This window comes from Burkholderia sp. Se-20378 (assembly GCF_017104665.1).
GTDB classification, from domain to species: Bacteria; Pseudomonadota; Gammaproteobacteria; order Burkholderiales; family Burkholderiaceae; genus Burkholderia; species Burkholderia lata.
On record NZ_JAAGPG010000227.1, the window covers coordinates 1 to 13,068 of the forward strand.

The 13,068-nt window shown below is 65.7% G+C and carries 10 protein-coding genes and 2 pseudogenes; 4 read left to right on the plus strand and 8 right to left on the minus strand.

Annotation, left to right across the window (positions count from 1 at the left end; translation table 11 throughout):
- The first annotated feature begins 152 nt into the window (after nucleotides 1-152).
- Together G3N93_RS22270 and G3N93_RS41665 are read left to right on the plus strand one after the other, a co-directional pair.
- Entirely contained in the window at nucleotides 153-1,028 is an 876-nt protein-coding gene (locus tag G3N93_RS22270) for a LysR family transcriptional regulator (protein WP_206133964.1), read from the plus strand.
- A gap of 312 nt (nucleotides 1,029-1,340) precedes the next feature.
- A pseudogene (locus G3N93_RS41665) lies at nucleotides 1,341-1,862 on the plus strand (DDE-type integrase/transposase/recombinase); the annotation flags it as partial.
- An 878-nt stretch (nucleotides 1,863-2,740) separates the two neighbouring features.
- Here the strand turns inward: G3N93_RS41665 and G3N93_RS22280 are convergent.
- Both G3N93_RS22280 and G3N93_RS22285 read right to left on the minus strand, forming a co-directional pair.
- Nucleotides 2,741-4,009 (minus strand): ATP-grasp domain-containing protein, encoded by a 1,269-nt coding sequence (locus G3N93_RS22280; RefSeq protein ID WP_206133966.1) that lies wholly within the window; start codon nucleotides 4,007-4,009, stop codon nucleotides 2,741-2,743.
- A 51-nt stretch (nucleotides 4,010-4,060) separates the two neighbouring features.
- Nucleotides 4,061-5,494, minus strand: coding sequence for an MFS transporter (locus G3N93_RS22285; RefSeq protein ID WP_206133967.1), 1,434 nt, complete (start codon nucleotides 5,492-5,494; stop codon nucleotides 4,061-4,063).
- 434 nt (nucleotides 5,495-5,928) lie between these two features.
- On the opposite strand from G3N93_RS22285, the gene G3N93_RS22290 reads away from it, so the two are divergent.
- Both G3N93_RS22290 and G3N93_RS22295 read left to right on the plus strand, forming a co-directional pair.
- Entirely contained in the window at nucleotides 5,929-7,047 is a 1,119-nt protein-coding gene (locus G3N93_RS22290) for a TauD/TfdA family dioxygenase (RefSeq protein ID WP_206133968.1), read from the plus strand.
- Between the two features lie 97 nt (nucleotides 7,048-7,144).
- Nucleotides 7,145-8,083 (plus strand): ABC transporter substrate-binding protein, encoded by a 939-nt coding sequence (locus G3N93_RS22295; protein WP_206133969.1) that lies wholly within the window; start codon nucleotides 7,145-7,147, stop codon nucleotides 8,081-8,083.
- Nucleotides 8,084-8,111: 28 nt separating this feature from the next.
- Here the strand turns inward: G3N93_RS22295 and G3N93_RS41670 are convergent, their stop codons facing one another.
- The 6 genes and pseudogenes from G3N93_RS41670 to G3N93_RS22325 all read right to left on the minus strand — a co-directional run.
- On the minus strand, nucleotides 8,112-9,002 hold the full coding sequence (locus tag G3N93_RS41670; RefSeq protein ID WP_241011766.1) for an AidA/PixA family protein: 891 nt from the start codon (nucleotides 9,000-9,002) through the stop codon (nucleotides 8,112-8,114).
- A 65-nt stretch (nucleotides 9,003-9,067) separates the two neighbouring features.
- A complete protein-coding gene (locus G3N93_RS22305) occupies nucleotides 9,068-9,571 on the minus strand; it encodes an inclusion body family protein (RefSeq protein ID WP_011349899.1) in 504 nt (167 codons plus the stop codon).
- Between the two features lie 299 nt (nucleotides 9,572-9,870).
- The gene (locus tag G3N93_RS22310; RefSeq protein WP_206133970.1) at nucleotides 9,871-10,254 is read right to left on the minus strand and encodes a GtrA family protein; all 384 of its coding nucleotides are present in this window, start codon (nucleotides 10,252-10,254) and stop codon (nucleotides 9,871-9,873) included.
- 15 nt (nucleotides 10,255-10,269) lie between these two features.
- Nucleotides 10,270-11,313: a glycosyltransferase family 2 protein gene (locus tag G3N93_RS22315; RefSeq protein ID WP_206123348.1), complete on the minus strand. Its 1,044-nt coding sequence runs from the start codon at nucleotides 11,311-11,313 to the stop codon at nucleotides 10,270-10,272.
- 24 nt (nucleotides 11,314-11,337) lie between these two features.
- Nucleotides 11,338-12,717 (minus strand): glycosyltransferase family 87 protein, encoded by a 1,380-nt coding sequence (locus G3N93_RS22320; RefSeq protein WP_206133971.1) that lies wholly within the window; start codon nucleotides 12,715-12,717, stop codon nucleotides 11,338-11,340.
- Nucleotides 12,714-13,068 (minus strand): annotated as a pseudogene (locus G3N93_RS22325) (hypothetical protein); the annotation flags it as partial. The pseudogene G3N93_RS22325 and the gene G3N93_RS22320, both read right to left, overlap by 4 nt.

Genomic DNA, 13,068 nt, shown 5'->3' on the forward strand with positions numbered 1-13,068 from the left:
TGACGGCGGACGCTCGTACGACCAGGGCAGACGGAGAATGGCATGCGGATTCCTCGGAAACGGGCCGTCGGGCACCGGGTATCTGCAAGGCTAATCCGGATTTTTGGCGAAGTAAAATGATATAAATACAATCTGTAACAAGAGAAAGTGATATGAACATCCCTCTGCTCGAAACCTTCCGGGCCGTCGTTCAGGAAGGCAGCGCGCTGCGCGCGGCCGACCGGCTCGGCTGCACGCAGTCGAACGTCACCGCGCGGCTGCGCCAGCTCGAAGAGTCGCTCGACGCGCCGCTGTTCGACCGGCACGGCAAGCGGCTGGTGCTGAACGATGCCGGGCGCCGGCTGATCCCTTACTGCGACCGCATCCTGCGCCTCGTCGACGAAGCGACGCAGGTGGTGCGCGAGACGCCGGTCGCGCGCAGTTTCCGGCTCGGCTCGATGGAAAGCACGGCGGCCACGCGGCTGCCGGCGCTCGCCGCCGCGTTGAAGGAGCGCGATCCGGCGCTGGGCCTCGCGGTGCAGATCGGCAGCGAGCCGGATCTGGCCGACGCGCTGCTGCGCGGCCGGATCGACGCCGCGCTCACCGCGCGCGCGGTCGTCCGCCCCGGCTTGCGCTATGAGCCGGCGTTCGCCGAAGAGATGGTGCTGGTGAGCGCAGCCACGGTGACGCGGCGGCAGGTGCTGGCCGACAACCCGGTGCGGCTGCTCGCGTTTCACGACGGCTGCCCGTATCGCGCGGTCGCGGAGCACTGGCTGAAGGCGCGCGGCATCGCGATCGAGTCGGTGGCGTCGTTCGGCACGTTCGGCGCGATCCTCGGCTGCGTGGCGGCCGGCATGGGCATCGCGATCCTGCCGAAGCGGATCACGACCGAGCACGTCGCGCGCAAGGAATTGCGCGTGCATGCGTTCGCCGATCTCGACAGCGTGACGACGTATCTCGTCACGCCGGAGGAAGCGCCCGCGCTGCCCGAACTCGACGCATTGCGCGCGGTGCTGGGGCGGCAGGCGGGCGCGCTGCTCGTGCGTTAGGGCGGCGGCGCGGGTCGCCGTCAGTCAGGATTTCACCGTCGGTGGAACGCCGAACATCTGCTGGGACGACTGTGCTACGCACGTCGACGGGCAGCCGGTCGAAATTCACGCACGTGTCCGTGGCGGCGGGTCGTCGATCAACGCGGGCAGATTCGTGCGAACGCTCCACGGATCTCCAGTACTGGATCGACCGAGGGCTCGAGAACGGGTCGTATGAACCTGTCCTGCCGTATTTCAGGAGGATCGAAACCGGCGACCACGGCGACGCGTCGCTCCATGGGCGCGATGGCCCGGTTCCCGTGCGGCGGTGATATCACCTACCCGCTCGGCCTTCGCCATCTGGCGGAAATGATGGCGGCACGCGGTCCGTCGGTGGATCACTCGACAGTGCCGGGACATGAGGCTGCCGCCGAAACTGGAAAAGGCGTTTCAGCGTAGCAAGCGACCGATCCACCGTTGACTGCTTGCGGCGAACCCATTGGGACAAGGCCGCGGCCCAGCGCTACTTTGGAAAACGATCGACCAGAGAATGGCACAAGCGAGACGGTGACGATCGACAAGAGCGGCGCAAACCTGGCCGCGCTGCAGCGGATCAACGCCGAGCGGGAACAACCGATCCGAATCCGCCAGCAGAAGCACCTGAACAACGTCGTCGAACAGGACCACCGTGCGATCAAGCGGCACACGCGAGCGATTATGAGCTTCAAGGCGTTGCGCAGTGCCCGCATCTTCCTGTCAGGCATCGAGGTGATGCACATGAGCAAGAAAGAGCAAACGAAGGCAGGAAGCAAGAGTCAGGCGTCCGACACGCAATTCCATTTTATGTCGATATAAGTATTCCGAATAATATTGTGAGGGCTATTCGCCGGGTGTCCTTGTTGCGACGGAGTCTTCCGTTTTGTAAGAATATTGCGATTGACAGCAGCTCTTCACGTGCTGTAATTTTTCGTAACAGAAATAGCACGACAGACCTGAGAGCACTCCGTTATACGCAAGTCCGTTCAGCCTTATCGGTAAACACTGAGCGGTTGAACAACTGATTCGACGGCGGGCACCGTTGACTGGCTGGTTCCCCATGCAACAAGGGCTTTGACGGATGCGTACGTCGCCCGCAAATATTTGTCTGGCGCCGCCCCGGTTGTCGCAAAGCCTTATGCAGCAGGGGCTTTGCGGAAAATCCGGCACGCCAGTCCCCGAGATGTTTATAACGAGGTGGCATGAGACAACCTATGAACAAAATAAATTTGAGATTATTTTTTTATGTCTTGATATGGGTGTCTATCAGCTTCGGCGCACTTCGTTCCATTGATTTGATTAATTTAACGCCGATACAATCATTTGTCTCAAAGATTTTGCTGGTTTCGTGGTCCGTCGTGCAAATAGTAAAGGAGGCAGCTAGATTTACGAATGCTATGGGCAAGTAAAATTCTTTAATGACCAAAGGGGTTATCGGTGAGAAATCTGAGCTTCGATGAAATCAAACTGGTTGGCGGTGCTGACGGCGCCGTCCATCTGGCGTTTCCGCGACGCGAAGTTTCATCCACGGCCGGTCCTGTAGCCAACAGCTGCGCTCGGGACAAGTAAGTGAACTTCCCAACGCGCACCGTCCGACGAACAATGACTCGCATCTGCGGAACCTCGTGCTCATCGGGCAAGTCGCGACTGACCTCCCGCCTTTGGAACCATCGATGCAACCTGTCGAAGGTTCGCAGCTACGCCGGCGCAACCGCCCGTTCGTCCGCGAAGAAATCGGCCTCGATCTCGCGAATCCGCCGGCAATCCTCGAGCAGGCGCTCGAACGTCGGGCTGTAGAGGCCGACCGTGCCGAGCGCCGTCTGCAGGTCGGTCGTCACACGCAGCGTGTCGCCCACCTTCGCCCATTGCTTGAGCCCGACGAACGACGGCAGCGCCTGGATCGCCTGCCACGTGAAGTCCTGCCGGAGCACGCCGTTGCGCGACGACAGCAGCAGCACGTGCCCGCAGTAACCCCGAAAATCCGTCGGGGCGGCGACGTCGCCGAACAGCCGCTCCGGATGCAGCACGGCCTCGACCGTCGCCGATACGTGATTTTCGCCGCTGACCGCGCTCGTCAGCCGCGGATCGAGGCTGCCGTGCAGCCGCGCGTTCAGTTCGACGATCGTCGGGCCGTCGGCCGTATCGAACAGTTCGAGATGGGTCGGGCCGAAGCGGACTTCCAGCGCATCGAGCACGTCGGCCGCGTAGTCGAGCAGCGGCGCGTAGCGCGGATCGGCGTGATTCAGCACCAGCATCTTGTCGAGCCGCGGCGCATGCGTGCGGTCGCGGTGCACTTCCCACAGGCTGACCACCCGGTGGCGGCCTTCGAACGACACCGAATCGACGATGTATTCCTGCCCCTCCGAATAGCTCTGGATCACGATGTCGTCGTTCGGCTGGTTGTACAGCGAGCGGGTGGCCAGCACGTCGCGCGCGGCGGCCTCGACCTGGTCGAGCGTCCGGCAGATCTTCACGCCGGCCACGCCCGCGCTGCGCGCCGGCTTCACCACGAGCGGCAGCGTGCCGTACGCGCGCGCCCATTCGAGCGCGGCGTCGACCGACGTACTGTGGAAGTGCGCCGGGGCGCGCAGGCCGGCCTGGCGGATGCGCTCGTTCATCGCGTACTTGTCGCGCCGCGCGGCCGACGTCGCGAGCGGATTGCGAGTCGGCACGTCGAGCCGCTCGGCCAGCGTGTCGGCCAGTTCCAGCGCCGCGTCGAGCCCGTGCAGCACCGCGCCGATCCGCAGATCGCTCAGTTGCGCGAGCGTCGCGTCGATATCGCCGCGATGCTGGACCTGGCGGATGTAGTCGGACGGGACGAACTGGTTCCGGTAGATTTCCGGCAGGTCGGGGTCGCTGATCACGTGCGCGCAACGGATGCCGTACGCGCGAAACGCGGGCGCCAGATAGGCGGCTGTCGACGCGCCGTCGACGATCAGGACGGTATCGATGAAACGATGCGGCATGGATTCCTCGTTGGGCTGTGGGATCGGTTGAAGGGGGCGAGCGGTGCGGGCTCAGGCCCGCGGGCCGGTATCGCGCGCATCGACGGGCCAGCGTGCGGCCAGCACGATGCAGATCGCGACGAGCAGGGCTGCGACGGCGAACCCGCGCACCGCGCCGGCCACGATCGCCGCACCCTGGCCCGCGACCAGCGCGCCGAGCGCTGCGACGCCGACGGCTGCGCCCACCTGGCGTGCGGTATTGAGGATCGCCGACGCGGTGGCCGAGCGGCCGGCTTCGACGCTGCCGAGCATCGTGGACGTCAGCGCGGGAATCGCGATGCCGCCGCCGATCGCCATCGCCGCAAGCCCGGGTGCCAATAGGGCATACGGCGTGTGCGCGCCGAGCGTCTGCCACAGCCACACGTAGCCGGCGAGCGACACCGTGAGGCCGACGATGACGGTCGTGCGGAATCCGTGGCGGACGGCCAGACGCGCGCTCGCGATGTTGGCGAGCATGATGATCGTGAGCGGCGCGAGCGCGAGCCCCGACTCGGTCGCGGTGAAGCCGCGCGCGTTCTGGAAATAGAGGCTCAGCGAGAAGATCAGCCCGTAGAACGCGGCATTCGTGACGGCACCGATCGCGAGCACGCCGGGCACGCGCGCGATCCGGAAGAATGCGAGCTGCAGCATCGGCGCGGCCACGCGCCGCTCGATCGCGACAAACAGTGCGCCGAGCACGAACGACGCGGCCAGCGCGCCCGCCGCATACGGATCGCCAATCCCCAGCGCGCCGGCACGGATGATCCCGCCCGTCAGCAGCCCCAGCACGAGCACCGCGACGATCTGGCCGGCCGGATCGAACAGCCGCGTGCGCGCGGCAGCCGAATCCCGCACGTGGCACAGCGTGAGCCACAGCCCGGCCGCGCAGATCGGCAGGTTGATGAAGAAGATCGCGCGCCAGCCGAGCGTATCGATCAGCAGGCCGCCGAGCGTCGGTCCGGCCGCGCTGATCGCGCCACCCGTCGCGCTCCACCAGGCGACGGCTTTCACGCGCGCGGCGGTGTCGTTCGCGCAAGCGTGCGTGATGAGCGCGAGCGACGTGGGCAGGATCATCGCGGCGCCGACGCCCTGCGCGACACGCGCGGCGATCAGCGCGGCCAGCGACGGCGCAAGCGCGCAGCCGAGCGATGCCAGCAGCAACAGCGCGAGACCGTACGCGAACAGCCGGCGGCTGCCGAAGCGGTCGGCCAGCGTGCCGGACGTCAGCAGCAGCGCGGCGAACGACAGCGTGTACGCATCGACGATCCATTGCAGCCCGTGGACGCTCGATCCGAACGAATGGCCGAGGCTCGGAATCGCGACGTTGACCACGGTGACGTCGAGCTGGACGATCGCGAAGCCGAGGCTCGCGGCCGCGACGGTCGGGAGGATCGCGCGCAGCGACGTGCGGTGCGGCGGCGCGGCGGTGGCCAGCGCGCGGTCGAGTACCGGAGCGCGATCGCTCATCGCGTCCTCCGTGCCGTGTGGCGGTCGAGGTGGCACGCAGGCAAGGAGGCGTCGCCGCCGAGCGCACTGCGCAGCAGGCTGAATCGGTTCATCTGACGGGTTTCCGTAGAGCGGAGGAAGGACGCCGGCTGCCGATCGACGTCCGGCGCATCGTCGAATCCGACAGAAAACTAGCATCGACCTGCTAACGAATACAAATAATAACCATCGCTTTTTTAACAACCATTCGTGTTAAGCGACGATCCGAACGGCGCGGCCTGCCGCCCGACGCGTTGCTGAACATATATCTAAATTTTTTGTTTGCAATCGAATTAATATCATTTCGCAATGCAATGACGGTCTCCTAGTCTTGTCGAGCGCTGCGCCCCGAGGACGGCAACGCGCGGCGGTAGTGCCTACCGCTTATCGACCCCCGATCTTTATACGAGAGACCTATGACCTATCTCGCAGATGAACGCATCGTTTTGACGGCAGCGGAATCCAGTCACATCCGGAAGACGCTCGGCGCACTGGCCTATGATCCGGCCGGCGGCGCGGGCTACATCAGCGCGGTGCGCAAGCTTGCCTACAACGCGTTTCCCGACCGGATCGTCGACGCGTTCGACCGCGCGAAGGCGCCCACCGCCGATGCGCACGGCTCGATCGAGATCGACAACCTGCCGATCGACGACGACGTGACGGGCAGCCCGAGATTCGAGGAAACCGGCCGCTCGTTCAAGGCCGGCGTGTTGAGCGAGAACGTGCTGGTCGCCCTGAGCACGCTGGCCGGCGAGCCGTACTCGATCGCGCACGAAGGCCGCGAGCTCGTGAACAACCTCACGCCGCACAAGGCGACCGCGCGCGACTATACGGGCCTCGGCTCGGAGGTCGAGCTCGATTTCCATATCGAGAACGCCGCGCAGGCGCACATGCCGGAAGGCGATACGTCGCCGTTCGCGTTGCTGCTGCTCGGCGTGCGCAGCGAAGCCGGCGGCGGTCCGTACACGCGGCTCGCCGATGCGCGCCGCGCGCTGGAGCGGCTGTCGCCGGAGGACATCGCGCAACTCTACGGTGAGCACTACATCATCCGCGTGCCTTACCGGTGGCGCGGCGCGGCACCGACGCCGCGCGACAACACCGACCTGAGCGCCGTGCTGTCGGGGCCGCTCGATGCGCCGCGCGTGACGGTCGCGTTCTATCCGGACATGGTGCTGGCGGTCAACAAGCGCGCGCAGGAGGCGCTGGCCAACCTGTACCGCGCGGTGCGCGAGGTGTCGTTCGGCGTACAGGTGCAGCCGGGCAAGCTGGTGCTGATCAACAACCATTTCACGCTGCATTCGCGTGACCGCTTCGATCCGCAATACGACGAGAACGACCGGGCATTCCGCTGGGTGCAGCGTGTATTCGTCGCGCGCAGCCTGTGGAACTTCCGCGCGTTCACGCCGCTGCAGGCGCGCGTGTTCGATCCGAAGGCGCTGTATGCGGGCGAATCGCAGGCGGCGAACCCGTCGCCGGTTGTGCAACCGGTAACGCAACGCGCGGCCACGGCCGAACTCGAAGCGACGCCCGCCTGAGCGGGCCGGGAACGCCAGGCGGAGACGGACGGTGAAAATCGTTCGCCCCGCCCGCGTTCGGTACAGGTTTCATCGAACAGGAAGGAATCCACCAGAAATGAGAAGAACCGCATTTCCCGTTGTGCGCGTCGTCCGCGTGCTGGCCGCCGTCCTGATCGGCGGCAGCGTTGCCGCGCAGGCCGCGACGTTCGACCTGAGCCCCGAGCAGCCGGGCCGGCAGCGCGGCGCCGTGAACCCGGCGGTCGAGCAGGCATTGCCGGCCGGCTTCCGGTTCGCCGAGGCGAACGCACTGACGATCGGCATCGCGCCGAACCTGCCGCCGCTCAGTACCTATGCGACCGATGCGCGAACGGTAGTCGGCTTCGATCCCGATCTCGCGCAGCTCGTCGCGGACAGCATCGGCCGCAAGCTGAAGATCGTGCCGCTCTCGTGGGCCGACTGGCCGCTCGCGCTGCAGTCCGGCAAGGTCGACGCGGTGATCTCGAACGTGACGGTGACCGAGCAGCGCAAGGAGAAATTCGACTTCTCGACCTACCGGAAGGATCAGCTCGGCTTCTACGTGAAGAACGGCAGCCGGATCACCGCGATCCGCGAGCCGAAAGACGTCGCCGGGCTGCGCGTCGTGACCGATTCGGGCACGAACCAGGAGAAGATCCTGCTCGAATGGAACCGGCAGAACGTCGCGCGCGGCCTTGCGCCGGTCGAGATCCAGTATTACGCGGATGCGGCGGAGCGCTGGGTCGCGCTGCAGTCGGGGCGCGTCGACACGATCTTCAGCGTGAATTCGATGCTCGCGTACCAGGCGTCGCTGCGCGGCGACGCGAAGCTGATCGGCACCGTGAGCGGCGGCTGGCCGCGCACCGCGGACATTGCGATCACGACGCGCAAGGGCAGCGGCCTCGCCGAACCGCTGACGGTCTCGATCAATGCGTTGATCGCGAACGGCAGCTACCGGAAGGTGCTCGGCCGCTGGAGCCTCGATGCCGAAGCGATCGAGCAGTCGCAGACCAACCCTCCGGGGCTGCCGCGTACCTGAGCCGCCCGAGTGCCGCTTGACGCGACGCTCAGGTGATCGGCCACTGCAGAATCACGATCCCGTCGTTGTAGTCGGCATCGGCGCCGTCCTCGGCGCCGAGCCAGCCGAGCCAGACGGTGTCGCCCGCGGACAGCGGCGCGAGGCGCGCATCGGTCGCGGATGGCCTGCCATTGGCCGAGGCCGCGATCCGGATCTTGCCGCCCTTCGAGTTCAACGTGAACAACCTGACGCCGTCCGCGCTGTTGCCGACGAACGATGCGGCCGGTTCCGGTGCATCGTCGATGAAGAGTTTCAGGTCCTGCCGGTCGGCGGCATTCGCGTAGAAGATCGCCTTGAACGCGGTATTCGGCGGCAGCGTGAAGTTGCCGTTACGATCCGACGACGGCTTGAAACCGGGCTGCTTCGTGTCCGGCTGGCTCCCGGCGATCTCGATCGACGTTTCCCAGCGGAAATAACCCGATACGGCGCCGTCGCGGTCGCACACGGCGAAATCGGCCGTGCACGTGGTCGCGCCCGCGGCCAGCACGTCGCTGCGCCAGTAGTGATCCTTCATCGGCCGGCACGACGGATGCAGCAGGTCGTCGGCATCCGGCACGGGCGCGGCCGCATCGCGTACCTCGAGTTCGATCGGCGCGACGATGCCCGCATCCTTCAGCGCGAACCGGATGAACAGCACGCTCACCTCGGCGCGCAGGGCCAGCGCGGTTTCGCGCAGGTGCAGCTGATCGCCCGGCGACAGGCCGGTAAAGAGGCGACTGTCGTTGTGGCCGAGCTGTGCATCGCCGCCGGGGCTCACCACATAGAGGTGCCGGCCGTCGATCACGGTCGGTGCGGCGGGGTCCCGGCTCGCCTCGGGGTAGGCCGACAGCAGCGTGACGGCGTCGACGATCACCAGCACATCGCAACGAAGACCAGACATGAGCGCTTCCTCCGCATCAATGGGATGACGCGGGCAGCCGCCGCGCGGCCGCCCGCCTGCCGCGATCAGTTATGGATCGAGATGAACGGATCCCAGGAGAAGCAGCCCTGGCTCTGGCAGTTGCGATCGATGATCTGGAACTGGAAGTGGTAGGTCACGCGGCCGACCTTCAGGCATTCCGACGACCAGTAGTAGTTCGCGACCTTCTGGCAGGTGGGCACCTCGGGCTTGCTGGTGTTCGGCACCGGGATGGACGCTTCCGCGACGCGCGGCGTCGGCGTCGAGATCAGTTCGTTGCCGACGTTGCCGACGAACTTGTAGAACACCACCTGGTTCTCGAAGCCCAGCGACAGGCTCGTTTCACGCCAGCGGATCAGGTCGCCGACCTGCGCCTTCAGGTCGAGTTCGCCGCCCGCCTGCCCGGAGATGACGTTGTCCTGGTTGGTCACCATATAGACATAGCGCCAATCGATCAGCGTCGGCGCGGCCGGATTCTTGCTGGGATTCGGATATTTTTTGAGGATGGTTTCGGTATCGAAAGAGACGAGCACATCGGTGACGCGTGACATAGAAGCTCCCGTTTGAATGAATGGGACTTATTGTTGCGCGAATTTCTTCGTGCAGTCGCCATCGCCTTGTCCTGCAAGGCTTTGTGCCGATCAGGGCACGTGCAGTCGAGATGGCGAATGCAGGTTATCCCGTTCGGTTAATTCGGGGAGCTGTAAAAGTAAACAGGGTATTTAATATTGTTTCAGATCGTAATTTTAAAATCGGAATCAATCGATTCGATGCATCGCGTAAATATGACGATATTGAATCTGTTAATTGGATGGCCGATTATCTTCGGGTGTGGCGGGGGAAAGACCGCTTACCGGTAGGTCCACAGCCGGTGCAGCACGAACGTGGTCGGCGGAACCAGCAGCGCGATCGCGACGATGCTCATCGCGCAGGACGCGTCGAGCGCTTCGGCCGCGCGCGCGAGCAGCATCGTTTCGACGAAGCCGGCCAGCGTGACCGCGAGAAAGCGCACCGCGTTGCGCGTGCGCACCGTCGACGAGAAGCTCCACAGCGTATTCGCGAGATACGAGAACGCGGTCGCGCAGAGGAAGGCGAGCGCGTTCGCCGTCACCAGCGTCGCATCGAACTGCGCGAACAGGGCCGCCGCGACCAGCGTGTGGATCGCGGTCGAGCCGAGCCCGGACACGCCGAAGCGCACGAGCCGCGTGCGCTCGGCATGAAGCAGGGCGATCATGGCCATCGGCGCGCGTCAGCGTGCGCCGACCCGCGCACGCGTCGCCTGCATGCGCCGGCGGGCGATCTGGCGGCGCGCATCGCGTGCGACCGGTAGTTCGATCACCTTGCTGTGCACCTGGTAGCGGCGGCGGATCAGGTAGACGGGCCGTTGCTTCGACTCGTCGTAGATCCGCCCGATGTATTCGCCGACGACCCCGATCCCGATGAGCTCGATCCCGCCGATGAACAGCGTGACCGAGATCAGCGACGCGTAGCCGAGCACCGGATTGCCGAACAGCAGCGTGCGGAAGATGATGAACGCGCCGTACAGGAACGCGAGCGCGGCGATGCCGACGCCGATGTAGGTCCAGCTGCGCAGCGGCACGGTGCTGAAGCTGGTGATGCCTTCCAGCGCGAAATTCCACAGCTTCCAGCCGGAGAACTTCGAGTGCCCGGCACTGCGCGGGTCGCGCTGGTATTCGACGATCACGGTCCGGTAGCCGACCCACGCGAACAGCCCCTTCATGAAGCGATGCCGCTCGGGCAGATTGCGCAGCGCGTTCACGACCTTGCGGTCCATCAGCCGGAAATCGCCGACGTTCTCCGGCAGTTTCACGTCCGACAGCAGGTTGTGCACGCGATAGTAGATCGCGGCCGCCGTGCGTTTCGCGAACGAGTCGCACGCACGGTTGCTGCGCTTCGCGGCGACGACTTCCGCGCCGTCGCGCCAGTGCTCGATCATCACGGGAATCAGGCTCGGCGGATCCTGCAGGTCGGCGTCGAGCGGGATCACCGCGTCGCCGAGGGCTTCGTCGAGGCCGGCCGTGAGCGCGGCTTCCTTGCCGAAGTTGCGGGTGAGATCGATCACGCGCACGCGCCGCTCGCCCGTGCCGATCCGGATCAGTCGCTCGAGCGTGTCGTCGCGGCTGCCGTCGTTCACGCAGACGATCTCGAAGCGGATCGCGTCGATGGACGTCATCAGCGGAATCACGACGTCGAAGAAGTGCTCGACGGCCTCGCCTTCGTTATAGAACGGCACGACCAGCGAGATGAGCGGTGTGTAGGGTGGTTCCCGCATGATGATTCCCCTTGTGATGTCGTTTCACCGATGCGCGCCGATGGTCGGTCGGCCGGTGCGGCGCAATCCGTACGCCGGGCGGTGGTGCGTTCTGGCCTGATGCGTGAACGCGGTTTCGGTCGAGTGATCGCGTGCGTCCGGCATCGACGGCACGTCGCGTCGTTCCCGGTCGATCCGGCCGACGAGCAGCCCGAGCGACGCCAGCGTGACGAGCGGCATGAACTGGAACGACAGATGCGGCACGACCGCGAGGCCCGCGAGCGGCATCAGCCACAGCAGCATCAGCCATTCGCGATCGAAACGCCGCCAGCCGTGTGTCCACGCATAGCGTGCGTACCACGCGATCACGATGCCGTACCAGGTCAGGTCGTAGTCGTACAGATAGGGGCTGACGAGCAGGCAGGCGCAGGCGAGGGTCGCGGCGCGCAGCGCGTACGAGCATGCGCCGCGCCATGCATAGACGACGGCGATCGCCGCGATTGTGGCGGACAGTAGTTGCAGGCTGCTGGCGACGATCGCGGGCCAGCCGGCCATCCTTGCGAGCGCGAACACGGACGGCATGCGCCCGAGCTTCGCCTGGCCGGTGCCGACGATCGCGTAGACGCTGTCGATCACATGCGCGAACGTCAGCCACGGGCCGAACCCGAACGCGAGTGTCGAGAGCGCGACGCTGCACGCGATCGTCGCGGCCCATGCGGCCAGTGCGCGCCATTGGCCCGCGCACAGCAGCGCGAGCGGGAACAGCACCGCGAGCTGCGGTTTCATCGTCAGCAAGCCGAAGCAGATCCCTGCGTACACGGGGCGGCGGTTCAGCGCGAGCAGGCCGGCACCGGCGAGCAACGCGGTGAAGAGGCTGGTCTGTCCGACGATCACCGTGAGGAACGCGCCGGGGAACGCGAGCGCGCACAGCCATGCGGCGTCGCGCTGCACGGTCGCGCGGATCGTCGCCGCGAACAGCACGTACGTGAGCCCGAGCCACAGCACGAGCGCCAGCGTGTACGGCAGCCAGCCGAGCGGCAGCACGAGCAGCAGCATGGACGGCGGATAGAGCCACGGCAGCGTGCCGTCCGCAAGCGACATCGTCGGGATCGCGAGCTTCTGGACCGCGAACAGCGCGGGAAAATGCCATGCATCGGCCGCATGCCCGTGCGCGGCGAGCCACGCGGCGCTCCAGATCGGCGAGAAATCCTGCGACAGCGGCTCCAGCGCGCCGTTGTGCGACAGGAACACACGGATCACGTAGATGCAGATGAACAGCAGCTCGGTCGCCAGCGCGGCGCTCGCATAGAGGCGCACGCGTTCGCGATTGAGCCAGTGCGGGTAACGGCGCGGGCCCGCGATCGGCAGTTCCGGATGCACGTCGGCATCCGGGTGCGCGTGGCGCGCGGACGGTGACGATCTCATCGTGCGCTCCCGGACGCCAGTGCCGTGCGGCGCACGACGACGAACAGCACCGCGAGCAGCACGAGCGGTCCGATTTGCGGCAGCTTCATCAGCCGGTTGAACATCTCGAAGATCGGCAACAGCCACGCAAGCACGATGATGCCCTGGTCACCCGGCAGCCAGCCTTCATCAAGGCCGTGTGCGATCAGGCAGAAGATCGCGATGCCGAGCCACGTCAGTTCGTAGTTCCACAGGTACGGCGTGGACAGCAGTGTGGCGACGGCCAGCACCGCGCCGCGCAGGCGCATGTCGCGGGTGCGGCGCCACACGTCGACGGCCGCGGCGAGGGCGAGCAGCGCGATCGCCGCTTGC